Below are 24,119 nucleotides of genomic sequence, written 5' to 3' on the forward strand. Positions count from 1 at the left end.
TGCGGTGTTGTCATGCTGTGAGGATGGCTCGGATGGGTCTGTCGAGGTCGCGGGCGTGATGTCGTAGGGCGTGGGCGACGTTGGTCCATCCGGTGGTGCGCAGGATGGCGATGACGGTGTTCCTGATGGAGGCCATGACCTGCGGGGTCGCCCCGGCCGCGGCCGCGGAGCGGTCCTCGTCGAACGTCACGTCCCGTACCCAGTGCAACTTGTTCTCCACCGCCCAGTGGCCCTGGATCCACGCGGCCAGGGTGGCCGGGTCTGCGGCGGTGACGTCGGCGGAGGTGATGACGTAGACGACCTCGACGCTCTTCTTGCCCTTGACGGTGACGGTGCGGCGGAGTTGAGCGACCTGGACGGTGCCTTCGAACTCGATCCAGGCGGGTGCCTGGAGGACCTTGATCGTGCGGGTCGCGCGACGCCCGTGCCCGCGCTGGGTGGTGGTCCAGGCCGGGACGTCTTTCCAGGGCAGCGCTTTGAGCCGGGTGTGCAACGTCTTCTGGTTGCCCTTGACTGCCAAGACGAAGTCGGCTCCCGCGGCGCGGATCTTCGCGGCGGTCTCCCGCTGGGCGTGGAGGGCGTCCATGGTCACGACGGCGCCGTCCAGGTCCAACCGTTCGATCAGTGTGCGTGCCGCGGTGATCTCCGAACTCTTGTCGTCGATGCCGACCTGCCCGGCCACAACACCGGTGGTGTGCTCGAGTGCCGCGACGAGGAACGAGACGGCCGCCCCGCGCTTGCGTGCACCGCGGACCGCCTTCCCGTCGATCGCGAGAACCCTGCGCCCGCCGACCGTCCGGACCCGGGTCACGGCCCATGCACCGAGCGTCTGGTCCAACCCGTCGGCGTCCAGGCGGGCGAACACGCGCCGGAACGTCGACTCGTCCGCTACCTTGCGCATCCCGAGCACGGCCAGTCGGGCCGGGCCGGCGTCCTTGGCCCACTGCGCGATCGCGGTGAACCCGCGCGCCCCGGTCAGCACCGCCCCGACCGCGACCGCGAGGAGCGCCGCCACGGTGTGCCGACGCCCGCGCGGGTCACGAGGGTCGACCACCCCGGCGAGCATCTCCAACAGCAGCGCCTGCCGCGAGACATGCTTGGACGACGACGCTGGGACAGGAGACGATGACATCGCGTGGGCGTGTTCCCTCGGTCGGACGGCTGTGTAGGAACTACCGATCCAACCCGGACGGGGCACGCCCACGCACCCACGTCCACCTGCAAAGACGCAGGTCACACGCCCATCAGCCCGCTACCGGCGACTTTGCCGGGCCCCTGGCGGCAGGACTACCGGTTCGATTTCGGGTTGTGGACCCGTGATCTGGTGCGTCAGGAGATCCGCAAGGAGTTCGGGATCAGGATGCACGTCACCACGGTGGGCAGTTTGTTGCGCCGGCTGGGGTTGAGCCCGCAGCGACCCTTGTGGCGGTCGTGGAAGGCGGACCCTGAGGCGCAGGAGGCGTGGAAGACCACGATCTACCCGGCCATCGCCGCGGAGGCGAAGGCCAAGGGTGCGGTGGTCTACTTCGGTGACGAGGCCTCGATCCGCGCGGACCACCACGCGGGCACGACGTGGGCGCCGGTGGGCAAGACCCCGGTGGTCGGTGCATCCGGGGACCGGTACTCGGTGAACATGATCTCCGCGATCACCGCCCAAGGGCTCCTGCGGTTCAAGATCATCGAAGGCACGATGGACTCGACCAAGTTCATCGAGTTCTGCAAGCAGCTGCTCGCCGACACCGACCGCCCCGTGGTGTTGATCGTCGACGGGCACCGCATCCACAAGTCCAAGGCCGTCCAAGCCTGGATAGAGACCACGGACGGGCGGTTCACGATCTACACGCTGCCCGCCTACTCCCCGCACCTGAACCCCGACGAATGGGTCTGGCAGAACGTCAAGTCCGCCCGCATCGGCCGCGTCGCCGCCACCTCGAAGCACGACCTGCGCTCCATGGCCATCGGCGCAGTACGCCGCCTGCAGAAACTCCCCGCCACCGTCCGCGGCTTCTTCGCCGACCCCGACCTCGCCTACATCACCGCCGCCGACAACCCCGCCTGAGTCGACAAACCAACGCACTGCTTAGTAGTGCCACGATCAACGCCGTCGCGGACCGCGTGCCGGCGAGCGACTACCTGGCCTGACCTCGCTGTCCGTGGTCGACGCTGAGGGGAGCCGCCGCGGTGGTGGGCTCCGCCGCTGGGAGAACGGACAGGAGTCGTAGGCGGTCTTCGTGGCCCGGCCTGGGGGTCATCACGATCAGGTTGGCTCCGCCGGGGACGCCGTAGGCGTCCCACTCGACGTCGATGGCGCCGATGCGGGGGTGACGGATTGTCTTGCCGCCTTCGACGCGGTCGCGGACGTCGTGGCGTGCCCACAGGGTGCGGAACTCGGCGCTGCGGACCGACAGCGCACCGACGACGGCGATGGCGCGAGGGTGTTCGGGGTCGTCGGCGATTGCGGACCGGAGCATCCCGACGTACTCGATCGCCATGGCGCGGCAGTCGGCGAAGCGCAGCTGCGCGTCGTCCGCAAAGAGCGTGAGCAGGACGTTTCGCTGCGCGGGCGGCACGTCCGCGGGGTCGCCGAGCAGCTCGGCGGCCAGGGAGTTCCACGCGAGGACGTCCAGGTGCGGGCTGATGATGAACGCGGGGAGCCGGGTCGCTTCCAGCAGGGCGCGGGCGTTCCTCGGGACGTGGGTGTGGCGCCGGCGCGGCGTGGCCGGCGGGTGGCGCGCAGCCTGGGCGAGGCGCATCAGGTGTGAGCGCTCGGCGTCGTCGAGGTCGAGGGCTTCGGCGATCGAGTCGAGGATCGCGTCCGAGGGGCGGGCGTTGCGGCCCTGCTCCAGCCGCTGGTAGTAGTCGGCGCTCAAGCCGGCGAGGGCGGCCACCTCCTCGCGCCGCAGCCCGGCGACCCGGCGTCTCCCGCCGGGTTCGAGCCCGATCTGCGCCGGAGTCGTCCGCTCACGGCGAGACCGCAGAAAGAGGCCGAGCTCGCGGGCGGGCCACGATGTGGTGGTCATGTCCCCAGTGTCGCGCGCCGAGACCGAACCTGGGTCGTCCTGGCAGACCGGGGAAAACCAGGACGACCCAGATGGCGCGGGTTCTTCGTAGCGTGCCGCACATGACCCACTGGACCTCGTCAGACATTCCGGACCAGGGCGGACGCACCGCCATCGTGACGGGCGCGAGCTCGGGACTCGGTCTCGTCACGGCCACCGAGCTCGCCCGGCATGGCGCCCACGTGATCCTCGCCGTCCGCAGGCCCGCCTCCGGCGAGGCCGCCGCCACAGAGATTCGCGCACAGGTCCCCGGGGCGCGGCTCACCGTGCGGGCTTTGGACGTCGCCTCGCTCGCCTCGGTCCGAGTCTTCGCGTCGCAGATCACCTCCGAGCACGACGCCGTCGACCTGCTCGTGAACAACGCGGGCGCGGAGAACCTCGCCGGTCGCCGGAGCACCGTCGACGGCTTCGAGTTCCACCTCGGCACCAACATGCTCGGCCACTTCGCGCTCACCGGGCTGCTGCTCGACGCGATCACCCGAGGTCGCGCGCCGCGCGTCGTCTCGCTCAGCTCGATCATGCACCGGCGCGCGCACCTCGACTTCGACGACCTCCAGTCGGAGAGACGCTTCGACGCGATCCGGGCGTACGGGGCGTCCAAGCTCGCCACGACGGCCTTCGGCATCGAGCTCGACCGTCGCCTTCGCGCGGCCGGCTCCCCGGTCATCAGCACGATCGCTCACCCCGGGATCTCGCGCTCCCGCTTCATCGAGCATGCGTGGCAGGACCGCGCTCCGGCGGCACGCCTCCTGGGCCGGATCTTCTCCGCGGTCGCGACGCAGCCGACCGAGCAGGGCGCCCTGAACCAGTTGCACGCGGCGACGGCGTCTGGCGTCAGCGGAGGCGACTTCTTCGGGCCGGGCGGCCGCGGCGAACGCCGGGGCCAGGTCACCCGCGTGAACGCCTCGCAGGAGGCGCAGGATCCCGGCGTCGGGCGACGGCTCTGGCGCGTTGCGGAAGCGTTGACCGGCGTCGTCTACCTGTGACGGACGAGGCCGACACGGAGAATCCGTCCCGAGGTACGGGGAGGCAGGTGGCGCGGGAGACGACGGCGTCGAGATGACGCTCGACGGCGCACGGGCCGGCGCCGGAGGTCTCCTAGACCGCCGGGCTCGACCTGCTGCTCGCGGGCCTGCGGCTTCAGGCCGACCCGTCCCGGCAGACCGGGGCCGAGGATCACCCGCCCGAGATAGCCCGCACGTGATCCGTCCAGCCTCCGAAGCGCGACAGTGTGAGCATGGACACACCCGCGCCGAGCGACGCCGACCTGCTGGCGCAGGTCGCGGCCGGCGACGAGCGCGCGCTGCGTGAGCTAGTCGAGCGGCACTGGGCCTGGCTTGCGCTGCGCCTGAGGCGCCGCACCTCGGACGAGGAGCTCGCGGCCAGCGCGCTGCAGGACACGTTCGTGGCCGTCTGGCGCTCCGCCGGCCGGTACCGGGGCGACGGCGACGTGGGCGCGTGGTTGTGGGGCATCGCGATCCGCCGCCTCGTGTCTCGCCTGCGGGTGCGCGGCGGCCCGCCGCCCGTGAGCGACGCCATCGCCGCGGCGTTGGCCCCTGCGGTGCTCAGCGCCGAGGACGAGCTGCTGCTCGCCGTCGAGCACGGCGATGTCGGCGCCGCCCTGCGCGGCCTGTCGCCCGAGCTGCGGCAGGCGATTCAGGCGACCGTCGTCGACGGGCTCACCACCCGGGAGGCGGCCCGCCTGTTGGGGATCCCGGCGGGCACCGTCAAGAGCCGGGTTCGGCTCGCCAAGGTACGGATGCGGGCCCAGTTGCTGGCCGGCGCCGCAGCGGACCGCGCGACGGAGGGATGGACATGAGCACGTGGCACGTGGACCGCGCGACCTGGCAGGCGTACGCCGCAGGCCGCCTCGACCTCGCGGCCCAGGCCGCCGTCGAGACGCATGTGATCGCCTGCGCCGGGTGCCGAGACACCGCGCGCACCGTCGCGCTCGGCGTCGGCGACCCGACGACCGACGACTCGATGACGGGCGGCTACGCCCGGGTCTGGGAGGCGGTCCACGCCCGGATCAGCGCGCCCCGCCCGCCCGCGCACCTGCGCTGGCTGCGCCGCCTGGGCGTGCCGGACGACGCGGCCGTCGTCCTCGCGGCCGCAGGCGACCTGCGGCTGCCGTGGGCGCTGGCGGTCGGCGGCGCGGTGCTCAGCGCGGTCGCCGCCGCGCACGTCGCCCGCACGGAGCTCGCGTACCTGCTGCTGGCGCCGCTCGTGCCCCTGCTGGCCGTGGCCGCCGCGTTCGAAGCGACCGACCCGCTGCGCGAGCTGACCGGCCCCACGCCGTTCTCCAAGCTCCGGCTCGCCCTGCTGCGCACCACGGCGACGCTCGCGATCGCGATCCCGGCCACTGTCGTCGTCGGCGTCGTCGTCCCCGCCCTGCACGCGCTCGCCTGGGTGTGGCTGCTGCCTGCGCTGTGCCTTTCCGGGGCCGCGCTGGTGCTGCTGACACGACTGCCGGCGAGGTGGGCCTGCGGCGTCGTCGCGGCGGGCTGGGCGGTGGCTGTCACCGCCGTCGACGGGGCTGGGCGCCTCGGCGCCGTCTCCAGCGCGTCCGCGCAGGCGGGGTTCGCCCTCGCCGCGCTCGCACTCGGCGCCGTCCTCGTCCGCGCCACCACCACCCTGCGAGCGATGGGAGCACCCCGATGACCGCTACCCTGCGTGACGTCTCCAAGAGGTACGGGCGCACCATGGCCCTCCACCCGACGACGTTGACCCTTGGCACGGGCGTGATCGGGTTGCTCGGCCCGAACGGCGCCGGCAAGACGACCATGCTGCGGCTGCTGTCGAGCGCACTGGCGCCGACGAGCGGGACCATCACCGTCGCCGGTCACGACGTCACCGGCTCCCACGCCGAGCGCACCGCCGCCCGTCGCGTGATCGGCTACCTGCCGCAGGAGGTCGTCTTCCCGCGCGGCATGACGGCGGCCGGGTTCGTCGACTACATCGCCGTGCTCAAGGAGTGGCGGGACACCGCCGTCCGGCACCGGGAGGTGCGGCGCGTGCTCGACCTGGTCGGGCTCGGCGAGCGCGCCACCACGCGGATCCGCGCGCTGTCCGGCGGGCAGCGGCGCCGACTCGCGATCGCGCAGGCGCTCGTCGGCGACCCGGACCTGCTCATCCTCGACGAGCCGACCACCGGACTCGACCCCGAGCAGCGGGCTTCCCTGCGCGGCATCCTCTCCGCCCTGCGCTGCACCGTCCTGATCTCCACGCACCAGACCGAGGACGTCTCGGCCTTGTGCGACCGCGTCATCGTGCTCGACGCCGGGCGCGCGCAGTTCGACGGCACCGTCGCCGAGCTGCTCGCCGTCGCGACCGGCCGCGTCCACCAGGGCCCGACGCCGAGCGCGGGAGCCGCCGGCGCCTGGAAGACCGGGACCGGGCTGGTCCGCTCCGTCGGGGGCACGCCAGACACCACCGCCACCGCCGTCGACCCGACGGTTGAGGACGCCTACCTGCTGCTGCGCGCCGCGAGAGCGCACCGTGGCGCGAGCGAAGGAGCCAACGCATGAGCACCACGCTCACCAGCACCCCGGTCCTCGGCACGCTGGCCCGCCGGGAGATTCGGCACTACGCCACCTCGTGGCTGTTCCTCGCGGGCCTCGCGCTCGCCGCCGCGTCCACTGTGCAGTCCTTCTTCACCGACGACGGGACCTCGTCGACGATGACCGTGATCGTGCCCGCCGCGCTGCTCGGCGTGGTCGGGATGATCGTCATGGCGGGGCTCGTGCGACGCTCCGACCGTGCCGCCGCGGCCGCCGGCGCGGTGGCCGTGCCCGAGCGCACGCGGACGCTCGCGCTCGCGGCCGCCGTCGTCGTGCCGCTCGCCGCCGCGCTGGCGTGGTTCGCGGCCGCGATGGTCATGCTCGCCGTGCGCCCGCCCAGCGCGGCCGCCGTGCCGTTCGGGCCGGTGAGCACCGCGCACGTGGTCGCCGTCATGGCCGCCCTCGGGGTCGTGCCCGCGATCGGCGGGCCGCTGCTCGGGCTCGTGGTCACGCGCTGGCTGCCGCAGCGGGGCGTCACGGCGATCGCCGCCGTCGCCGTCGTGCTGGTCACGATCCTGCTGCAGGGCAACTTCGAGGCGACCTGGCGCTGGCACGTGGTCTGGCCCTGGGTGTACTGGTACGGGCCGCTGAGCTGGGGCTCCACGGGAACCGGCTCGACGTCGTGGGTCGCCCTGCCGGGCTCGCCGTTCGCGTGGATCGTCTACCAGCTCGCGCTGTGCGCGCTGTGCGTGGTGGTGGCCATGTGGCACGACGCCGAGAGCGACCGGTCGCGGTTGCGGCCGGTGCTGCTCGCGACGGTCGCCGTCGCGGTGGTCGCGCTGGTCGCGACCATGGCGCTCGGTCTGCCCGAGGCCGTGCACAACCCGGTGTCGGGGCTGTCGTTCTGATGCTGCGCCATGCCGGGCGGGCCGTGCCGTGGGTGCTCGTCGCGGTAGCCGCGGTGGGCGTGGCCGGCCTGCTCGCACTGGTGCGGTGGCGGCCGTGGACGTTGTGGCCGCTCGAGGGCGTAGCGGTCGGGCTGCTGGCGGCCGCCGTGGGCTGGTGCCTCGACGAGCCTGCCGCCGCCGTCGTCGACGTGACGCCGCGGGGGATCGCGTGGCGCACCGCGGCGCGGTCGGCGGGGGTCGCGGTGCTGCTCGCGGCCTGGGCCACGGGCGTGTGGTTTGCCCGGGACGGGCTGTTCGGGCACCCGGGGTACGTGCTGCTGCAGGGCGGCGGCGCCGCAGCGGTCGCGGTCGCGTGGACGACGTGGCGGCGCGTCGGCGGCGAGGCGACGCCGGGCGGGCGCTGGGCGGTCGTCGTCGTGCCTCTCACCTCGGCCTGGGCGCTGGTGCGGCCCTTCGAGGCGTCGGCGCCCGTGTTCCCGTTCGCCGACCAGGGCTGGGCAGCGTCCGCGGCCGGGTGGGTGGCCGCTGGCCTCGGGGCCGCGACTGTGCTGGCGGTGGTGCTGGTCCGGGACGGGCGGGGCTCAGTCAGGTAGCGGCTCGAACGCCCCGCCGGCGGCTGGGGTCCAGGCGGCCGGTGGGTCCTGCGCGGACTGTGGCGCCTGCGATGGCGGCGCGGCCCGCCCGGGATTGAGAGAATGGATGGGGCCGCTCGCGATCCAGTACAACCACAACAACGGCACGATCTGGGTCACCACCGGCATTGACGACACCCGCGCGTTCATCGAGGTCGCGAACACGGGAGAAATCCTCGAACAGGCGCGAGTCTCAACCTTCACCGAGCCGTTCATGCGCGCTCGGGGACGGACTCGCTCAGAGGATCTGGGCAACCGTGGCTTGGGCCTCGCGATCGTAGCCTCCATCACCGCGGCACACGAGGCCGACCTGATCCTGACCGCCCGAGAAGGTGGCGTGCGAGTCCAGGCGCGCTAGCCAGTGCCCGGATGCACGCTCGTCGCAGCGTGCCCGCCGCGCGCCGCGCCGATCTGTGTCGCCGTGGCGGCCGGACACCGTGGGGGCGGTTGGTTAGCGGTTGACGCTCACACCGGCCGGAGGACCAGGTGATGGCCTCTTGAGGTGGCGGTTGGCGCCGCAACTGCGGCGCCTGGGCTAGCTTCCAGTCGCCTTGCGGTAGCTGTCGCCGGTCGCGTCGCCGATCCGCGTCCAGCCGTCCGTTGCCTCGCTTGCAGCGGGCTCGCGGAGGTCTAGTGACGCCCGCCAGCGGTACGTCGTCGGCCACCGGCGGAAGAGGGGGACGACGGTGGTCACGAGCCGCATGAGAAGGGGTAGGCCGCGCGGCCGCCACTGCTCCGTGACGTCAAGCCCGGCCTGCACGTGGTCGCCGTCGCGCCCGGCGAACCAGCGTCCGCCGGTCAGCCGCTGGCCGGAGGCGGTGATGGACCATGAGCCATCTTGCCGGTCGCCGTCCGGCAGTGCGGCGAGGTCCGGGAGCGGCGGGTCGAACGCGAGTCGCGCGGTGGCACCGGCGGCAGTCGTCTCGACGACGCCCTCCCGCGGGCTGGAGAACGGCGGTAGGGCACCTGGTCGGGCGTCGGGAAGAACCTCGATCGTCACGATGGGCGCCGCGTACTTGATCAGGTGACGACCGTGCAGCCGCTCGCCCGGGAGTTTGCCCACCGTCACGTCGGCGCCGTCGACGCGCAGCACGGGCGGGCGCCCGCTGGTGCGGACCAGGTCGAAGCTGGGCAGCCACACGATGAACAAGGACTTGGGGTCCTTGATCGCGGAGCTCACGGGTGCCAGCAGCCCGGCGCGCCGTCGACGGCGGCCGTTGCGGTCGTCGACCAGCACCTCGATGGCCCGGCCGTCGACATCGGTGAACCGGGCTGATGCCCGTACGCCGTCGTCGGCGATCTCGAGGAACGCATCGGCGAACTCCGTCTCGATCCACGCGCCCATGCCCGCACCGATCTGGTAGCCAGCCCGGTCGAGCCGCAGCCCGGGCTGGACGTAGTAGTCGATCAGGTGGGTATCGCTGCGGCCGAGGAAGACGAGCATCCCCGTGCCGTGGACGTCGTCGTCGAACCACTGCAACTCGATGCCGTCGTAGACCGGGTGGTCCGCAATCTCGAAGTTGAGCATCGCGGCGAACGCGTCGGCACGCAGGAGCGTGGGCCAGGAGGGCATGCCGTCGAGGATAAGCGGCGGTCGCCAGGCAGTCCGTCGGGGTGTCGCATTCCCTGCGCGAGCGGCGCCCGACGGCTCGCGCAGGCGGAACCATGTGGCTGTGCGGGCAGGCCGTTTGGCGGGCCGGCCGGCCGGCTGGCGGAGTGGATCCGCTGCTCGGAGACCCGAGGCTGTCGCGCGGACGACTTGCCCGGGAAAGGCGTACCCCCGGCGATGTGGCCGAGGCCAGTGATCGTTCCGGGGTCTTCATGGACGAGTCTACGTGGGAGGTCGTGGGTGTGAACCACGGGGCGCGCTGTCGAGCATCGCTGGAGTGACGAGACGTTGCGCGACCTCCTGACTACGGAGCGGATTCGGTCATACCTTGCGGCCAACGACGGCGACGCTTCGGCGGCGCTGCGTCTGTATGACTGGAACGTCGACGCTGCGGGAGCGGTCCTCGTGACGTCGGGCACGGTCGAGGTCATCGTCCGCAACGCGATGGACGCCGGCCTCGTGGCCTGGGCACGAGGCCGTTCGCAGGGACCGTGATTGACGCCGCCGTCATCCGACGCCCGTGGGGCGCGAGACATCTCGAAGGCCCGAGAGCGAGCGACGTCATACGGCCGCGTCCCGGAGGTGCACGGCAAGGTGGTCGCCGAGCTGACGCTCGGGTTCTGGCGCGATCTCGCTGCCCAGCGGTGCCTGACCACGCTGTGGGTCCGCGCGCTGGCGGCCGCGTTCCAGTACGGGCCGGCAGACCTGGGCGTCCGTCGGCGTGAGGTCGAGCGACGGCTCGTCTCGCTCCATCTGGTCCGCAACCGTGCTGCGCACCATGAGCCGATTCACGGCCGCGACCTGACGAACGACTGGAAGGTCGCCGTCGAACTTGCCGCCTGGGTCTACCCCGGCGCCGGTGCCTGGGTCGCGGCTCGCTCGACGCTCAACGCCGTGATGGCGTCGCGACCCAATCGCTGATTTCGACTGGCAACTCAGGGTCAGTCCGGTGCCGCTGCGGCCCCTCGCTCCAGGGCCTGCTCGGCCGAACGGACCGCCCTGACCGCCAGGCCGTGACGAGCCAGCCCGTCGCGGAGCACCGAACGGACGGCGGGGTCGTCATCAACCACGAGGACGGCAGGAGGGGAGGTTGGGCGCATCGCGTCCGTTGTTGAGGTCGCCAGTGCGGCCCTCTGCCCGGACGCTCGAATCCTTAGCGAAGTCTCAGAGTTCACGCCACGGCGCGTGAGAACGTGGATAGCCTCTACGGCCCGCCGCGGATCTCGAGCAGGTCGCCGACGGTGCAGTCGAGCGCGTCGCAGATCGCCGTCAGGGTGGAGAACCGGATCGCCTTGGCGCGGTCGTTCTTGAGCACCGAGAGGTTGACCACGCTCAGGCCGACCTTCTCTGACAGGTCGACCAGTGTCATCCCGCGCTCGGCCAGGAGCACGTCGAGCCGTGCGTGGACGCGGTGCGCGGCGTCGTCTCCCACCGTCACACCAGCCCGGCGACGTCGTCGCGCAGCAGCACGCCTTGACGGAACACCTCGGCCAGCGTGAGGAACACGAAACCGACCCACAGGGGCATGAGCGAGAAGCTGAACGTGGCTTGCAGAATCCCATTGGCCGCCGAGCGCGCGACGATCCCGGCGTCGAGCCAGAACTCCCCGAGTTGGAGCACGCTCCCGCCGGCCGCCACGAGCACACCGATGAGGGCGACCCGGCGCACGTTGGCTCGCGTGAAGACGTCGTCGGTGGCGACCGAGCCCACCAGGCGCCACAGCAGCCACAGGACCACGAGAGCCAGCACGCCCCACGCGAAGACGGGCGCCGCGAGACTGGCCTGGTCGATGCCGCGTGGTCCCCACAAGGTCATCCGCGGGTCTGCGAACCCCCACTCGACCGGCGGCCGGCCGGTGAAGGCGTCGGTGGTGCCGGTCGCAGAGTCGTCGGACCAGGGGAACAGGTTCAGGCCGGTTCCGCCGTGGCGCTCCTGATCCGCCTGCTGCGCGGGGTCCGCCTGGACGGCCGCGACCCGGTCGCCCAGGCCGGGGCCTGGGACGACCTGCACCGAGGCGACGGGGGAGTTCCACGGCACGCGCACGACGTCGGCGTAGGACGGACCCAGCGAACCCCAGAGATTGAACGCCAGCACCCAGACCGTCGCGGCGAGCAGCAGGCCGTGCAGCGCGGTCACGCTGATCCAGGCCGAGCGTCGGACCGGTCGCGACTCCTCGATCTGCTCCCGCACCATCGCCGTCTCCCAATCGATTGTCATTGTGCTCTGCCGGGAGCATGACACAACGACAATCGATATGAAAGAGGGGGCGGCGAGCCGAGGCTTCGGCGACCTCAGGCGTGCGAGTGAGCGCCCGCGTACTTGAAGGCGAGGCGGCCGTGCGCGAACGCGCCGCCAGCCCGCAGCATCGAGGCGACCCACGCCGCCTCGGCGAGCTCGTTGCTGGTCGCACCGGCGTCGGTAGCGGCGTTGCTGTGGTGGTCGATGCAGGGCTCGCACTGGCTGGCGATCGCGACCCCGACGGCGATGAGCTCGCGGTACCTCAACGGGATGGCGCGTCCCTCCGGGGCGAAGACAGTCGCACCGAACGCGGAGAACGCCTGGAGGATGTCAGGTGTCTCGTCCTGGTAGACCTTCGCGTAGGTGGCGTCGACCTCGGGCTCGTACGACATGGTGCTCCTTCGACAGTGGCCGGACCGGCGCCCGGGCTGGTCGCACCGTAGCCCCGGGCATTCGGCCGTCCTGGCCCGCGGGTGGCCGTGTCTCGAATTGCAAGACATGAGGCGGAGGCCGTCGCTCGGCCCGTCCGGCGCGCTGGCTGCATCGCCCTGCTGGGCCGGGCTTCACCGGGCTTGAAAGGAGCGTGCGCGGCTGGGCGCACGTTCTTGCTGTGCTTTGACGGCACGAGCAGCGAGCCGCAGACCAGCGCGACCAACGTCGCGCGACTGTCCAGGCAGTGGCATGCGGGTTGGCCGTCAAGAGTCGAGCGACTATGTAGACGCCGGGAAGGCGAGTCCAGTTGCGGACCTCTGGGGGTCCGCGACCGATCCCGTGTCCGTGCGATCGACGGAAGTCAACGCTGTCGCGAACGCCTCGACGATGATCGCGCGGTTGATCGGGGCGACGCGGAGTGGTTCTCGCTCCGGCTCGGCAAGTCGCTGGACTGGTGCCGCAAGAACCGCCACGAGTTCCCGCACCACATCGTCGGCGCCTCGCCCCGCTACGACGACCACCGCGTCGACCTGTCCCGCGAGCAGACCTTCAAACCCGTCGACGCAGCCGTCGTCGTGCCGGGGAGCGGGATCGACCTGAGTTCTGTCGGCCCCTGCGCCGCACCGGACGGTCACAGCGGCGCCGGGTGCGCGGCCGGTAGGCGCGTTCCGCAAACAGAAAGCGCACCTCTTCGCTTCGAGCGAGGAGGTGCGTTTTGCCTGGTTCGTGAACCCTCTTGTTTCCCGCGGCGTGTTCCCGCAGGATCCGAAATCCAGCGTTTCCGCTGGTCAAAGCGGTGTCCGGAGGGGGACTTGAACCCCCACGCCCTATACGGGCACTAGCACCTCAAGCTAGCGCGTCTGCCATTCCGCCACCCGGACAGGTGACCCGATCGGGCGTTCCCGCCGTCTCGGTGCGGGGAGAAACATAGCACGGTCGCGGCGAGGCCCCGAAATCGCGCGCCCGGTCCGTGCCCGCGTGGGACGAAAGGAGCAGACTGGGCGCACGACGGCGGCGCCGTGCCGCCGGCGCCACACGGAGGGAGCGGCGTTGACGCACGACCGGCCGACCGAGAACGTCCCTCAGTGGCTGTTGACCACCGCGGGATGGTCGTGGCGGTTCGTCGCGCTCGTCGTGGCGGTCTCGCTCCTGGTCTACGCGGTGGTGCACGTGCGGCTGGTGTTCGTCGCCGTGTTCCTGGCGCTGGTGCTGACCTCGGTGCTCAAGCCGCTCGCCGACTTCTACGGCAGGGTCATGCCGCGCGCGCTCGCCGTCGGCCTCGCGTTCCTGAGCGCGATCGTCTTCTTCGGCGGACTGGTCACCTATGTCGTGGCGTCAGTCGCCGGTCAGTGGCAGACGCTCGTGGTGCAGTTCACCAACGGCATCGATCAGATCATCGACTGGGCGCAGCACGGTCCGCTGCCCATCAACGTGTCGTGGGACCACATCAACGACGCGATCGACTCCGGGCGCGAGTGGGTCGCCGACAACAGCGACGACCTCGCCTCGACGGCGGTGGCGAGCGTGGGCACGGTCGCCGAGGGCTTCGCGGTCATCGCCCTGTCGGTCTTCTGCACCGTCTTCTTCCTCATGTCGGGCGGCGCGATGTGGCGCTGGTTCCTCACGCAGGTGCCCGCCGGGCACCGCGAGCGGTGGGCCAAGGCGGCCGACGCCGGCTGGTACAGCTTCTCGGGGTACGCGCGCGGCACCGTCATCATCGCCGTCACCGACGGCATCATGGCGGGCATCCTGCTCGCCGCCCTGGGCATTCCGCTCGCGGCGCCACTCGCCGTGCTCGTGTTCATCGGCGCGTTCATCCCGCTCATCGGCGCGCCCGCCGCGATGGTCATCGCGGGCGTCGTGGCGCTCGCGGCCGAGGGCCCGGTCAAGGCGCTCATCGTGATCATCGGGGTGGCGCTCATCGGCCAGATCGAGGGGCATCTGCTGCAGCCGCTCATCATGGGCAAGCAGGTCGCGCTGCATCCGGTGGTCATCGCGCTCGGCGTCACGGCGGGCACCGTGCTCGCGGGCATCCTCGGCGCCGTCGTCGCCGTGCCGGTGCTGGCCGTGACGTGGACCGTCTACAGCACGCTGCGGCCGCGGCGCGCCGACGAGGTCGATCCGGGCCAGGAGGAGGGCGAGGGCGAGGGCGCCGACGAAAGCGTGTGACGGCCGCCCTGGGCAAATGGCATGCTGCCCCGATGCGACCGTTCGTGCTGGCAGGTGACCATGTCCGGCTCTCGACGCCCACCACGGCCGACGTCGACCGCATCCACGCGATCTGTCAGGACCCGGACATCCAACGGTGGACGACGGTGCCGAGCCCGTACCGGCGCGAGCACGCCGAGAGCTTCGTCACCTCGATCGTTCCGGCGGGCTGGGAGGCCGAGACGGCGTTCACCTGGGCGGTGCGCGCCCCGGGCGACGTTCTGCCCGGCGATCCCGAGCCGCCCGTGCTGGGCATGGTCGACCTTCGGCTCGACGACGGCGCGCCCGGCGCGCGGTCGGGCGAGTTCGGGTTCTGGACGGCGCCCGAGGCGCGCGGCCGCGGCCTCATGACGCAGGCGGCGCGCCTCGTCGTCGACTTCGGTCTGGACCCCGAGGGCCTGGGCCTGGCGCGCGCGGTGTGGCGCGCCGAGGTCGGCAACTGGGCGTCGCGCCGCGTCGCGTGGAGGCTCGGCGTGCGCGTCGAGGGTCAGGTGCGGGGGATGCTGACGCACCGCGGTCGCCTCGTCGAGGGATGGATCGGAACGCTGCTTCCCGCCGATCCGCGCGAGCCGAACGAGCCGTGGCCCGAGGCGCGCTGAGCATGGGTGGCCCGCCGCGCTGAGCGGGCCGTTTGCGCGACCGCGCCCGAGCGTGGGAGCCTCGATGCCGTCCCTGCGGCTCCCGCCGCGCGTGAGAGGGGACGCCCAGCGGACGAGGGACTGAGGAATGACGGGTCTGCGCACCGACGCCTGACCGGCGCCGCCCCTGCCACGGCAGGGCTGTCGGCGCACCAGCCGACCTCGGAGACCCCTCACATGCCTTCCCCCACGCCCAGCGTCGTCTTGCGCGACCTCACCTTCTCCTGGCCCGACGGCGCCACCCCCATCGACCACGTCTCGGGCGCGTTCGGCGCCGGGCGCACCGGACTGGTCGGGCTCAACGGCGCCGGCAAGTCCACGCTGCTGCGCCTGGTCGCGGGCCTGCTGCGCCCGACGTCCGGCTCCATCCAGGTCACCGGCGTCGCCGACTACCTGCCGCAACGCCTCACGCTCGACACGCACCTGACGGTCGCCGACCTGCTCGGCGTGCGCGACGTCGTCGACGCCGTGCGCGCCATCGAGGCGGGCGACGTGCGGCCCGAGCGGTTCGACGCCGTCGGCGACGCCTGGGACGCCGAGGACCGCGCCCGCGCCGAGCTCGCGGCGCTCGGCCTGCCCGCCGACGTCGACCGCCAGGTGGGGACGCTGTCGGGCGGGGAGGCCGTGCTGACCGCCGTCGTCGGCGTCCGGCTGCGCCGCGCCGACGTCGCGCTGCTCGACGAGCCGACCAACAACCTCGACGGCGCCGCGCGCGAGCGGCTGCACGAACTGGTGCGCTCGTGGCGCGGCGCGCTCGTGGTGGTCTCGCACGACCGCGCGCTGCTCGAGCTGGTCGACGAGACCGCCGAGCTGCGCGCGGGCGCTCTCGAGACGTTCGGCGGAGCCTATTCGGCCTACGAGGAGCAGCTCGCGGCGCGGCAGGAGGCCGCCCGCCGAGCCCTGCGCGACGCCGAGGCCGTGCTGCGCCGCGAGCGAGCCGAGCGCATCAAGGCCGCCGAGCGCATCGCGCACTCCGAGCGGCGCGGGCGCAAGGACGTCGCCGAGGCGCGCTACGTCAAGGCGGCCATCAACGACCGGCGCAACTCGGCCGAGAAGTCCCAGGCGGCGCGACGCGCTCAGGCGAACGCCAAGGAGGACGCCGCGCGCGCCGCGGTCGAGGCCGCCGAGCGCGCGGTGCGCGACGACGTCCGCATCGTCGTCGACCTGCCCGACCCGGGCGTCGCGCCCGGACGGCGGCTCGCCGAGCTGCCCGGCGGCGTCGTCATCCAGGGCCCCGAGCGCGTCGCGCTGACCGGCCCCAACGGCTCCGGCAAGACGACGCTCCTGGAGCGGCTGGTCGGCGGCGAGGGCCTGGCGACGGACCGCGTCGGGTACCTGCCGCAGCGCCTCGACCGGCTCGACGACGACGACACGGTGCTGGAGGCGGTGCGGGCCGGCGCGCCGCACGTGCCGCCCGGAGAGCTGCGCGGGCGGCTGGCCCGGTTCCTCGTGCGCGGCGACGCCGTCGAGCGGCCCGTGGCGAGCCTGTCGGGCGGCGAGCGGTTCCGGGTCGCGCTGGCCCGCCTGCTGCTGGCCGACCCGCCCGCGCAGCTGCTGGTGCTCGACGAGCCGACCAACAACCTCGACATCGCGAGCGCGGACCGGCTGGTCGAGGCGCTCGCCGCCTACCGCGGCGCGCTGCTGGTGGTCAGCCACGACCGCGCCTTCCTCGACCGGCTGTCGCTCGACGCCGAGCTGTCGCTCGACGGCGGCACGCTGCGGCGTGTCCGGTGAGCGCGAGGCGCCCGGCGCCGTGTTGGATGGGCGCGTGACACCCTTCGACGAGCGTTCCGCCCTGCCCTACGAGCTGCCCGACTACGCGGCGATCCGGCCCGAGCACTACGAGCCCGCGATCGGCGCCGGCATGGCGGCCCAGCGCGACGAGGTCGCGGCGATCATCGCCAACCCCGCCGCGCCCACGGTCGAGAACACGCTCGAGGCGCTCGAGCGCTCGGGCGGACTGCTCGGCCGGGCGCTGACGGCGTTCCACAACCAGATCGCCTCCGACGCCAGCGCGTTCCTCGAGGACGTCGAGGAGCGCCTGGCGCCGCAGCTGGCCGCGCACCGCGACGCCATCCTCATGGACCGCGCGCTGTACGAGCGGCTCGAGCTGCTCGAGCGGAGCGCGGGCGACCTGGCCCCCGACGACGCATGGCTGCTGCGCCGTCGCCTGATCGACGCGCGGCGCGCCGGCGTCGCGCTCGACGACCAGGCGCAGGCCGCGCTGCGCGACCTCAACGCGCGGCTGACCACGCTCGAGGCGCAGTTCGGGCGCAAGCTCCTGGCGGGCGCCAACGCGGCGTCGGTCCTGGTGACCGACGAGGCCGAGCTCGACGGGCTCGCGCTCGACGCCAAGGCGGGCGCCCGTGCGGCCGCCGCGTCGCGCGGCCTGGAGGGCTGGTTGCTCGAGGCGCAGCTGCCGACGCACCAGAGCGTCGTCGGGGTCCTGACCGACCGCGGGCTGCGCGAGCGGGTGCAGCGCGCGTCGGAGGCCCGCGGAGGCGACGGGTCCGAGCACGACACGCGGGCGGTGCTGCTGGAGATCGTCCGCCTGCGCGCCGAGCGCGCCCGCCTGCTCGGCTACCCGCACCACGCGGCGTACGTGGCCGAGGACGCCACGGCGGGCACCGCTGAGGCGGTGGCCGCGATGCTCGAACGGCTCGCGCCGCCGGCCGCCGCCAACGCGCGCGCCGAGGCCGCCGACCTCACGGCCGCACTGCGCGCCGACGCCGGACCTGACGCCGAGCTGCGCGCGAGCGACTGGGCGTTCTACGCCGAGCGCGTGCGCAAGGAGCGGTACGCGCTCGACGACGCCGCGCTGCGCCCCTACCTCGAGCTCGAGCGCGTGCTGCGCGACGGCGTGTTTGAGGCGGCGCACCGGCTCTTCGGGCTGTCGTTCGCCGAGCGCGACGACCTGGTCGGCTACCACCCGGACGTGCGTGTGTTCGAGGTCTTCGACGCCCCCGAGCCGGGAGCGCGCGACCAGGGCCTCGGGCTCTTCCTCGCCGACCTGTACACGCGCGAGTCCAAGCGCGGCGGCGCCTGGATGAACAACCTCGTCGACCAGAACCACCTGCTCGGCCAGCGGCCCGTCGTGGTCAACAACCTCAACATCGTCAAGCCGCCGGCCGGGCAGCCCACGCTGCTGGTGTGGGACGAGGTCATCACGCTGTTCCACGAGTTCGGCCACGCGTTGCACGGCCTGCTGTCCGACGTGCGTCACCCCTCGCAGTCGGGCACCGAGGTGCCGCGCGACTTCGTCGAGTACCCGAGCCAGGTCAACGAGATGTGGGCGTGGGACCCGGCGATCCTCGAGCGGTTCGCCGTGCACCACGCCACCGGCGAGCCCATGCCGCGGCGCTGGGTCGAGACGATGCTGGCCTCGCGGCAGTTCGGTGAGGGCTTCGCCACGACCGAGTACCTCGCGGCGGCGCTGCTCGACCAGGCCTGGCACCGGCTCGCGCCACAGGACGTGCCCACCTCGCCCGACGACGTCGCGGCCTTCGAGGCGAACGCGCTCGCCGCCGCCGGGCTCGACCTGCCCGCCATCCCGCCGCGCTACCGCACCACCTACTTCAACCACATCTTCGGCTCGGGCTACGCGGCCGCGTACTACTCCTACATCTCGTCCGAAGTCCTCGACGCCGACACCGTGCGCTGGTACGAAGAGCATGGCGGGCTCACCCGCGAGAACGGGGAGGCGTTCCGCCGCCTGTTGCTGGCGCGCGGCGGCTCGCAGGACCCGCTGGCCTCGTTCCGCGAGCTGCGCGGACGCGACGCCGACATCACACCGCTGCTGGAGCGACGGGGGCTGGGAGCATGACGGAACCGCACACCACACCGAGCGTCGGGCTGGGCGAGCCTGGCGGCGCGGTCACCGCGCAGGACGAGGTCGCCCGCATCTGCCAGGACCTGCTGCGCATCGACACCTCCAACTACGGCGACGACTCGGGGCCGGGGGAGCGCGCCGCGGCCGAGCACGTCGCGGCGCTGCTGACCGAGGTGGGCCTCGACGTCGAGGTCTTCGAGTCGCGGCCTGGGCGCACGTCGGTGGTCACACGGCTGGAGGGCGCCGACCCGGCCCGGCCGGCGCTCGTGCTGCACGGGCACACCGACGTCGTGCCCGCGCGCGCCGAGGACTGGAGCGTGGACCCGTTCGCGGGCGAGGAGCGCGACGGGCTGCTGTGGGGGCGCGGCGCCGTCGACATGAAGGACATGGACGCGATGATCCTGGCCGTGGTGCGCCAGTACGTGCGCGAGGGGCGCCGCCCCGCGCGCGACGTGGTCGTCGCGATGTTCGCCGACGAGGAGGCGGGCGGCGTCCACGGCGCCCAGTGGGCCGTCGCCCACCGCCCCGAGCTGTTCGAGGGCGCCACCGAGGCGATCAGCGAGGTCGGGGGCTTCTCGGTCGAGGTGGGCGGCACGCGCGCCTACCTGCTGCAAACCGCGGAGAAGGGCTTGGCCTGGCTGCGCCTGGTCGCCGACGGGCGGGCGGGCCACGGCTCGGCGGTCAACCACGACAACGCGGTCACCGCGCTCGCCGAGGCAGTCGCGCGCGTCGGACGGCACGCCTGGCCCTACACGCTCACGCCCACCGTCGAGCGCCTGCTGCGGGGCGTCGCCGACCTGACGGGCCTGCCGTTCGACGGTGAGGACCCCGCCGCGGTCGACGCGCTCGTGCGGGCGCTGGGACCCGCGGCGCCGTTCGTGGGCGCCACGGTGCGGCACACCGCCAACCCGACGCAGCTCGCCGCCGGGTACAAGGCCAATGTCATCCCGGGGCGGGCCGAGGCGTCGCTCGACGTGCGGCTGCTGCCCGGCTACGAGCAGGAGGGCATGGCGACGGTGCGCGAGCTCGTCGGGCCGGGGGTGCGCGTCGAGCCCATCCACCAGGACGTCGCGCTCGAGGCGCCGTTCTCCGGATCGCTCGTGGACGCCATGGTCGACGCGGTGACGGGAGAGGACCCCGGCTCGGTGGTGTTGCCGTACACGCTCTCGGGCGGCACCGACAACAAGTCGCTGTCGCGCCTGGGGATCACCGGCTACGGGTTCGCGCCGCTGCGGCTGCCCGCCGACCTCGACTTCGTGGGCATGTTCCACGGCGTCGACGAGCGCGTGCCCATCGACGCGTTGCGCTTCGGCACACGGGTGCTGGACCGGCTGCTGGCGACCTGCTGACCCGCGCGCCTCACAAGGTCGAGGAGACCTTGATGATGGCGCGGCGCAGCCACACCTTGCGGTGGCCGCCCTGATACAGGCGTGTGCGCGCCAGCTCCCAGCGCCCGTACTCCGCCTCGTCGGTCAAGAGCCGTCGAGCCTGCGGCACACTCGTGCCTCGGTCGATGGTCAGGACTCGGTACTCATAGTGCTTGTGGGGAGTGCTGGGCGTCATCTCACCGTCCCAAGAGGGTCCTTCGATGCCTTCGCCTGCCATTGTGCCCCGACCGGCGGTAGCGTTCGGACATGACCGCAGACCCGCGCGCCGCGTTGGACCGTCTTGTCGCTGCGCTGGAGGCCCACTTCGACGCCATCTCGACGCGCCGCAGTGACGACGACCCGCGCGTGGACGACGCCTACGACGTCCTGGCCGACGCCTTCGAGGTGTACGACGACGCGCTGGCCCAGGTATACGGCGAGGTCACGCCCTTCGTCCTTGAGGAGGAGGAGGACGACGACGGCGACGATGACGCCGACGACGAGGACGACCTGGACGAGGACGACGACCTCGACGTCGAGCTGGAGGACTCGCGGCCCTGAAGCGCCCGGCGTGCGGGGGTCACCACCTCTCGGGGTAGCCCGCGTCGATCGCGGACACGTCGTCGAGCGCCGCGCGCACCTGCGCGGGCAGGGCGAGGTCGACGGCCGCGAGCGACTGGCGCAGCTGCCCGGGCGTGCGCGCCCCGACGATCGCTGAGGCGACCTGGTCGCGCGCGAGCACCCACGCGAGCGCGACCTCGGCCGGGGTGCGGCCCAGGCCCTGTGCGGCGGTCACCACGGCCTCGACCACCGCCGCGGCGCGCTCGGTCAGGTAGGGCTCGACGAACCCCGCCAGGTGCGGCGACGCGGCCCGTGAGTCGGCGGGAACGGTGTGGCGGTACTTGCCCGTCAGCACGCCGCGTCCCAGCGGTGACCACGCGAGCAGGCCCAGGCCGAGCGCGTGGGCCGCCGGGCGCACCTCGCGCTCGACGCCGCGCTGCAGCAGCGAGTACTCGACCTCCAGCGCCGTGAGCCCGACGTCGTCGAGCAGCGTGGCCGCGTGCGCGCTCGCCCAGCCGGGATGGTTCGACAGCCCGACGTAGCGGGCACGGCCCGAGGTGACGGCCAGGCGCAGCGCGGTGGCGGTCTCGGCGAGCGGTGTCGCCGGGTCGGGGCACGCCACCAGGAACAGGTCGACGCACTCGACGCCGAGGCGCGCCAGCGAGCCGTCGAGGTCGGCCAGGAGCGCGCGCCGTGACGCGTTCCGCCCACCCTTGGTGCACAGCACGACGTCGTCGCGCGCGGCCGTCGTGCGCAGCAGGTCGCCGATCAGGCGCTCGGCGTCGCCGTCCGCATAGGACGCGGAGGTGTCCAGCAGCGTCCCGCCCGCGTCGAGGAAGTCGCGCAACTGCTCGGCGGCGCTGTCGGGACCGGTGTCCCGCCCCCAGGTCATCGTGCCCAGTCCCAGGGGGGACACGCGCAGACCTGATCCGCCGACCGTTCGATCCCTCACGGGCGCAGGCTATCGGCGCGGATCGACTGTCAGTGTCGGTGCCACGCAAGAACACCAGATATGGTCGGCCATCGTGAGTGCGTGGGAGTCGATCGTTCTAGGCCTGGTGCAGGGGCTCACCGAGTTCCTGCCGATCTCGTCGAGCGCGCACCTGCGCATCATCGGCAGTCTGATCGGCTCAGGCGACCCGGGCGCGGCGTTCACCGCCATCACCCAGATCGGCACCGAGACCGCGGTGATCCTGTACTACCGGCGCACCATCCGCGACATCCTCGTCGACTGGTGGAAGGCGTTGCGCGGCGACGACGGCGCCGATCGCGCGGCCCGGTTCGGCGCGCACCGCGAGAACGCCCGCATGGCCTGGTACATCGTGCTGGGCTCGATCCCGATCGTGATCCTGGGCCTGGCGCTGCAGGACTGGATCGAGACGTCGTTCCGCAACCTGTGGATCACCGCCACGACGCTCGCCGTGTTCGCCCTGCTGCTGGGCTGGGCCGACAAGATCGGGGAGCGGCGTCGCACGATGCGCGAGATGACGCCACGCCGGGCGCTCGCCTTCGGCCTGGCGCAGTCGCTGGCGCTCGTGCCCGGCGTCTCGCGCTCGGGCGGCACCATCACCGCGGGCCTCCTGATGGGCTTCACCCGCAAGGCCGCCGCCGACTACGCGTTCCTCCTGGCGATCCCCGCGGTCATGGGCTCCGGGTTCTTCCAGCTCTTCCGGTCGCTGGGAGACAACCCTCAGCCGGGCGCGCCCGGCGCGCTCGCGACGCTCATCGCGACGGTCATCGCGTTCGCCGTCGGATACGTCGTGATCATCGGGTTCCTCAAGCTCATCTCGACGCACTCCTACAGTGGGTTCGTGGTCTACCGCCTGATCCTCGCCGTCGTCGTCGTGGTCTTGCTGGTCGTCGGAGTGCTCACGCCGCTGTCTGGGTACTACGCCTGATGCGCGCCTGGACGGCGCCCACGGCGCCCGCGCTGCCGCGCCCGGACGGACCGCCGCGCCCCGTGATGGTGTACGACTCGACGACGCGCCGCCTGGTCGAGGCCGCGCCCGGGCCGACCGCGCGGCTGTACGCGTGCGGCATCACCCCCTACGACGCCACACACCTGGGCCACGCCAACACCTACCTGGCGTTCGACCTGCTGCAGCGCGCATGGCTCGACGCCGGCAAGAGCGTCCTGTACGCGTCCAACGTGACCGACGTCGACGACCCCCTGCTGGAGCGCGCCGCCGCGACCGGCGTCGACTGGCGCGCCCTGGCGGCCGAGCAGATCGAGCTGTACCGCACGGACATGACGGCGCTGCGCATGCTGGCACCCGCGACCTGGACCGGCGTCGTGGAGTCCGTGCCGGTCATCGTCGAGACGGTCGAGCGGCTGTTGGAGGCGGGCGCGGCCTACCGCGTGGACCGTGACGTGTACGCCAACCTGTCGGCCGACCCCGAGTTCGGGTCGGTCTCGGGGCTCGACGGGGCCACCATGCTCACCCTGTTCGCCGAGCGCGGCGGAGACCCCGAGCGCGACGGCAAGAAGCACCCGCTCGACCCCCTGCTGTGGCGCGGAGAGCGCCCCGGCGACCCGTCGTGGGACGGCGGCGCGCTCGGCCGAGGGCGCCCGGGCTGGCACATCGAGTGCGCGTGCATCGCGCGCGACGGGCTCGGCCTGCCCTTCGACGTCCAGGGCGGTGGCGCCGACCTGCTCTTCCCGCACCACGAGATGTCAGCCTCGCACGACCGCCTGCTCGGGGGAGCGCCGCGCACGCACATGCACGCGGGCCTGCTCGCCTACCAGGGCGAGAAGATGAGCAAGTCGCGCGGCAACCTCGTGTTCGTCTCGCGGCTGCGCGCCGACGGCGTCGACCCGATGGCGATCCGGCTCGCGCTGCTCGCGCACCACTACCGCCAGGAGTGGGAGTGGGTCGACGGCGAGCTCGACGCCGCGACGGCGCGGCTCGGCGCGTGGCGCGCCGCGCTCGCCGCCCCCCACGCCGCCCCCCATGCCGCCGGGACGGGCACGGCCGTGCTGGACGCCCTGCGGGCGGCGCTCGCCGACGACCTCGACGCCCCCGCGGCGCTCGCGGCGGTCGACGCGTGGGCCGCCGACCCGTCCGGGCAGGACCCGGCGCTCGTCGCCGCCGCGGTGGACTCGCTGCTCGGCGTCGCGCTGTAGCGGCGCGCCGCGGG

Annotated in this window: 26 protein-coding genes and 1 tRNA gene; 18 read left to right on the top strand and 9 right to left on the bottom strand. The window is 72.8% G+C overall.

Annotated features, from left to right (window positions below; genetic code table 11):
* Positions 1 to 10 precede the first annotated feature (10 nt).
* Positions 11 to 1,132: an ISAs1 family transposase gene (locus tag EV386_RS03945; RefSeq protein ID WP_207216463.1), complete on the bottom strand. Its 1,122-nt coding sequence runs from the start codon at positions 1,130 to 1,132 to the stop codon at positions 11 to 13.
* 174 nt (positions 1,133 to 1,306) lie between these two features.
* Between EV386_RS03945 and EV386_RS03950 the strand changes: the two genes are divergently transcribed.
* On the top strand, positions 1,307 to 2,059 hold the full coding sequence (locus EV386_RS03950) for an IS630 family transposase (RefSeq protein WP_165399834.1): 753 nt from the start codon (positions 1,307 to 1,309) through the stop codon (positions 2,057 to 2,059).
* Positions 2,060 to 2,129: 70 nt separating this feature from the next.
* Here EV386_RS03950 and EV386_RS03955 read toward each other — a convergent pair whose 3' ends face one another.
* Positions 2,130 to 3,020 carry a helix-turn-helix transcriptional regulator gene (locus EV386_RS03955; protein ID WP_130412534.1) on the bottom strand — a complete coding sequence of 297 codons (891 nt, stop codon included), beginning with the start codon at positions 3,018 to 3,020 and terminating at the stop codon, positions 2,130 to 2,132.
* Between the two features lie 101 nt (positions 3,021 to 3,121).
* Between EV386_RS03955 and EV386_RS03960 the strand changes: the two genes are divergently transcribed.
* The 7 genes from EV386_RS03960 to EV386_RS03990 all read left to right on the top strand — a co-directional run bounded on the left by EV386_RS03960 (position 3,122) and on the right by EV386_RS03990 (position 8,457).
* Complete coding sequence (locus tag EV386_RS03960) at positions 3,122 to 4,045, top strand: oxidoreductase (RefSeq protein ID WP_130412536.1); 924 nt, start codon at positions 3,122 to 3,124, stop codon at positions 4,043 to 4,045.
* Between the two features lie 251 nt (positions 4,046 to 4,296).
* On the top strand, positions 4,297 to 4,878 hold the full coding sequence (locus EV386_RS03965; RefSeq protein ID WP_130412538.1) for an RNA polymerase sigma factor: 582 nt from the start codon (positions 4,297 to 4,299) through the stop codon (positions 4,876 to 4,878).
* The gene (locus tag EV386_RS03970) at positions 4,875 to 5,720 is read left to right on the top strand and encodes a cupin domain-containing protein (protein ID WP_130412540.1); all 846 of its coding nucleotides are present in this window, start codon (positions 4,875 to 4,877) and stop codon (positions 5,718 to 5,720) included. The genes EV386_RS03965 and EV386_RS03970 overlap by 4 nt, the downstream gene beginning before the upstream one ends.
* Positions 5,717 to 6,586, top strand: coding sequence for an ABC transporter ATP-binding protein (locus EV386_RS03975; RefSeq protein WP_130412542.1), 870 nt, complete (start codon positions 5,717 to 5,719; stop codon positions 6,584 to 6,586). Before EV386_RS03970 ends, EV386_RS03975 begins: the two co-directional genes overlap by 4 nt.
* On the top strand, positions 6,583 to 7,467 hold the full coding sequence (locus EV386_RS03980) for a hypothetical protein (protein WP_130412544.1): 885 nt from the start codon (positions 6,583 to 6,585) through the stop codon (positions 7,465 to 7,467). The genes EV386_RS03975 and EV386_RS03980 overlap by 4 nt, the downstream gene beginning before the upstream one ends.
* Positions 7,467 to 8,060, top strand: coding sequence for a hypothetical protein (locus EV386_RS03985; RefSeq protein ID WP_130412546.1), 594 nt, complete (start codon positions 7,467 to 7,469; stop codon positions 8,058 to 8,060). The genes EV386_RS03980 and EV386_RS03985 overlap by 1 nt, the downstream gene beginning before the upstream one ends.
* A 106-nt stretch (positions 8,061 to 8,166) precedes the next feature.
* Positions 8,167 to 8,457: an ATP-binding protein gene (locus EV386_RS03990; RefSeq protein ID WP_130412548.1), complete on the top strand. Its 291-nt coding sequence runs from the start codon at positions 8,167 to 8,169 to the stop codon at positions 8,455 to 8,457.
* A gap of 177 nt (positions 8,458 to 8,634) precedes the next feature.
* Here the strand turns inward: EV386_RS03990 and EV386_RS03995 are convergent, their stop codons facing one another.
* Positions 8,635 to 9,672: a hypothetical protein gene (locus EV386_RS03995; protein WP_130412550.1), complete on the bottom strand. Its 1,038-nt coding sequence runs from the start codon at positions 9,670 to 9,672 to the stop codon at positions 8,635 to 8,637.
* Between the two features lie 324 nt (positions 9,673 to 9,996).
* Between EV386_RS03995 and EV386_RS18460 the strand changes: the two genes are divergently transcribed.
* Positions 9,997 to 10,203 carry a hypothetical protein gene (locus tag EV386_RS18460; RefSeq protein WP_207216464.1) on the top strand — a complete coding sequence of 69 codons (207 nt, stop codon included), beginning with the start codon at positions 9,997 to 9,999 and terminating at the stop codon, positions 10,201 to 10,203.
* A gap of 87 nt (positions 10,204 to 10,290) precedes the next feature.
* The gene (locus EV386_RS18465) at positions 10,291 to 10,629 is read left to right on the top strand and encodes a hypothetical protein (RefSeq protein ID WP_207216465.1); all 339 of its coding nucleotides are present in this window, start codon (positions 10,291 to 10,293) and stop codon (positions 10,627 to 10,629) included.
* A 283-nt stretch (positions 10,630 to 10,912) separates the two neighbouring features.
* On the opposite strand, the gene EV386_RS04005 is transcribed toward EV386_RS18465, so the two are convergent.
* From EV386_RS04005 to EV386_RS04020, 4 genes are all read right to left on the bottom strand, one after another.
* Complete coding sequence (locus EV386_RS04005; RefSeq protein ID WP_242607822.1) at positions 10,913 to 11,140, bottom strand: helix-turn-helix domain-containing protein; 228 nt, start codon at positions 11,138 to 11,140, stop codon at positions 10,913 to 10,915.
* Positions 11,141 to 11,142: 2 nt separating this feature from the next.
* A complete protein-coding gene (locus tag EV386_RS04010; RefSeq protein ID WP_207216466.1) occupies positions 11,143 to 11,925 on the bottom strand; it encodes a DUF2975 domain-containing protein in 783 nt (260 codons plus the stop codon).
* A 74-nt stretch (positions 11,926 to 11,999) separates the two neighbouring features.
* Complete coding sequence (locus EV386_RS04015) at positions 12,000 to 12,338, bottom strand: carboxymuconolactone decarboxylase family protein (protein WP_130412552.1); 339 nt, start codon at positions 12,336 to 12,338, stop codon at positions 12,000 to 12,002.
* Positions 12,339 to 13,175: 837 nt separating this feature from the next.
* Positions 13,176 to 13,259: transfer RNA gene (locus EV386_RS04020), tRNA-Leu, on the bottom strand.
* Positions 13,260 to 13,428: 169 nt separating this feature from the next.
* Between EV386_RS04020 and EV386_RS04025 the strand changes: the two genes are divergently transcribed.
* The 5 genes from EV386_RS04025 to EV386_RS04045 all read left to right on the top strand — a co-directional run bounded on the left by EV386_RS04025 (position 13,429) and on the right by EV386_RS04045 (position 20,402).
* Positions 13,429 to 14,547, top strand: coding sequence for an AI-2E family transporter (locus EV386_RS04025; protein ID WP_130412554.1), 1,119 nt, complete (start codon positions 13,429 to 13,431; stop codon positions 14,545 to 14,547).
* Positions 14,548 to 14,579: 32 nt separating this feature from the next.
* Complete coding sequence (locus EV386_RS04030) at positions 14,580 to 15,185, top strand: GNAT family N-acetyltransferase (protein ID WP_130412556.1); 606 nt, start codon at positions 14,580 to 14,582, stop codon at positions 15,183 to 15,185.
* Between the two features lie 216 nt (positions 15,186 to 15,401).
* Positions 15,402 to 16,958 (top strand): ABC-F family ATP-binding cassette domain-containing protein, encoded by a 1,557-nt coding sequence (locus EV386_RS04035; protein ID WP_130412558.1) that lies wholly within the window; start codon positions 15,402 to 15,404, stop codon positions 16,956 to 16,958.
* A 34-nt stretch (positions 16,959 to 16,992) separates the two neighbouring features.
* Positions 16,993 to 19,047, top strand: a complete 2,055-nt coding sequence (locus EV386_RS04040) for a M3 family metallopeptidase (RefSeq protein ID WP_130412560.1) — start codon at positions 16,993 to 16,995, stop codon at positions 19,045 to 19,047.
* The gene (locus tag EV386_RS04045; protein ID WP_130412562.1) at positions 19,044 to 20,402 is read left to right on the top strand and encodes a M20/M25/M40 family metallo-hydrolase; all 1,359 of its coding nucleotides are present in this window, start codon (positions 19,044 to 19,046) and stop codon (positions 20,400 to 20,402) included. Before EV386_RS04040 ends, EV386_RS04045 begins: the two co-directional genes overlap by 4 nt.
* Before the next feature lie 10 nt (positions 20,403 to 20,412).
* Here the strand turns inward: EV386_RS04045 and EV386_RS04050 are convergent, their stop codons facing one another.
* On the bottom strand, positions 20,413 to 20,616 hold the full coding sequence (locus EV386_RS04050; RefSeq protein ID WP_130412564.1) for a DUF5703 family protein: 204 nt from the start codon (positions 20,614 to 20,616) through the stop codon (positions 20,413 to 20,415).
* 71 nt (positions 20,617 to 20,687) lie between these two features.
* Here EV386_RS04050 and EV386_RS04055 point away from each other — a divergent pair, with 71 nt between their 5' ends.
* Complete coding sequence (locus EV386_RS04055) at positions 20,688 to 20,981, top strand: primosomal protein (RefSeq protein WP_130412566.1); 294 nt, start codon at positions 20,688 to 20,690, stop codon at positions 20,979 to 20,981.
* 19 nt (positions 20,982 to 21,000) lie between these two features.
* On the opposite strand, the gene EV386_RS04060 is transcribed toward EV386_RS04055, so the two are convergent.
* The gene (locus tag EV386_RS04060; protein ID WP_130412568.1) at positions 21,001 to 21,933 is read right to left on the bottom strand and encodes an aldo/keto reductase; all 933 of its coding nucleotides are present in this window, start codon (positions 21,931 to 21,933) and stop codon (positions 21,001 to 21,003) included.
* A 73-nt stretch (positions 21,934 to 22,006) separates the two neighbouring features.
* On the opposite strand from EV386_RS04060, the gene EV386_RS04065 reads away from it, so the two are divergent.
* Together EV386_RS04065 and mshC are read left to right on the top strand one after the other, a co-directional pair.
* Positions 22,007 to 22,879, top strand: a complete 873-nt coding sequence (locus tag EV386_RS04065) for an undecaprenyl-diphosphate phosphatase (RefSeq protein ID WP_130412570.1) — start codon at positions 22,007 to 22,009, stop codon at positions 22,877 to 22,879.
* Entirely contained in the window at positions 22,879 to 24,105 is a 1,227-nt protein-coding gene (gene mshC / locus EV386_RS04070; RefSeq protein ID WP_130412572.1) for a cysteine--1-D-myo-inosityl 2-amino-2-deoxy-alpha-D-glucopyranoside ligase, read from the top strand. Before EV386_RS04065 ends, mshC begins: the two co-directional genes overlap by 1 nt.
* The last annotated feature ends 14 nt before the right edge of the window (positions 24,106 to 24,119 follow it).

It is taken from the genome of Xylanimonas ulmi, from assembly GCF_004216535.1.
Taxonomy (GTDB): domain Bacteria; phylum Actinomycetota; class Actinomycetes; order Actinomycetales; family Cellulomonadaceae; genus Xylanimonas; species Xylanimonas ulmi.

Coding starts and splice junctions, on each gene's coding strand:
- EV386_RS03955 (WP_130412534.1), bottom strand. CDS start 3,020: ATGACCACCACATCGTGGCCCGCCCGCGAGCTCGGCCTCTTTCTGCGG.
- EV386_RS03970 (WP_130412540.1), top strand. CDS start 4,875: ATGAGCACGTGGCACGTGGACCGCGCGACCTGGCAGGCGTACGCCGCA.
- EV386_RS04030 (WP_130412556.1), top strand. CDS start 14,580: ATGCGACCGTTCGTGCTGGCAGGTGACCATGTCCGGCTCTCGACGCCC.
- EV386_RS04015 (WP_130412552.1), bottom strand. CDS start 12,338: ATGTCGTACGAGCCCGAGGTCGACGCCACCTACGCGAAGGTCTACCAG.
- EV386_RS04010 (WP_207216466.1), bottom strand. CDS start 11,925: ATGACAATCGATTGGGAGACGGCGATGGTGCGGGAGCAGATCGAGGAG.
- EV386_RS04055 (WP_130412566.1), top strand. CDS start 20,688: ATGACCGCAGACCCGCGCGCCGCGTTGGACCGTCTTGTCGCTGCGCTG.
- EV386_RS03995 (WP_130412550.1), bottom strand. CDS start 9,672: ATGCCCTCCTGGCCCACGCTCCTGCGTGCCGACGCGTTCGCCGCGATG.
- EV386_RS04050 (WP_130412564.1), bottom strand. CDS start 20,616: ATGACGCCCAGCACTCCCCACAAGCACTATGAGTACCGAGTCCTGACC.
- EV386_RS03960 (WP_130412536.1), top strand. CDS start 3,122: ATGACCCACTGGACCTCGTCAGACATTCCGGACCAGGGCGGACGCACC.
- mshC (WP_130412572.1), top strand. CDS start 22,879: ATGCGCGCCTGGACGGCGCCCACGGCGCCCGCGCTGCCGCGCCCGGAC.
- EV386_RS03990 (WP_130412548.1), top strand. CDS start 8,167: ATGGGGCCGCTCGCGATCCAGTACAACCACAACAACGGCACGATCTGG.
- EV386_RS04045 (WP_130412562.1), top strand. CDS start 19,044: ATGACGGAACCGCACACCACACCGAGCGTCGGGCTGGGCGAGCCTGGC.
- EV386_RS03965 (WP_130412538.1), top strand. CDS start 4,297: ATGGACACACCCGCGCCGAGCGACGCCGACCTGCTGGCGCAGGTCGCG.
- EV386_RS03985 (WP_130412546.1), top strand. CDS start 7,467: ATGCTGCGCCATGCCGGGCGGGCCGTGCCGTGGGTGCTCGTCGCGGTA.
- EV386_RS03945 (WP_207216463.1), bottom strand. CDS start 1,132: ATGTCATCGTCTCCTGTCCCAGCGTCGTCGTCCAAGCATGTCTCGCGG.
- EV386_RS04035 (WP_130412558.1), top strand. CDS start 15,402: ATGCCTTCCCCCACGCCCAGCGTCGTCTTGCGCGACCTCACCTTCTCC.
- EV386_RS03980 (WP_130412544.1), top strand. CDS start 6,583: ATGAGCACCACGCTCACCAGCACCCCGGTCCTCGGCACGCTGGCCCGC.
- EV386_RS03975 (WP_130412542.1), top strand. CDS start 5,717: ATGACCGCTACCCTGCGTGACGTCTCCAAGAGGTACGGGCGCACCATG.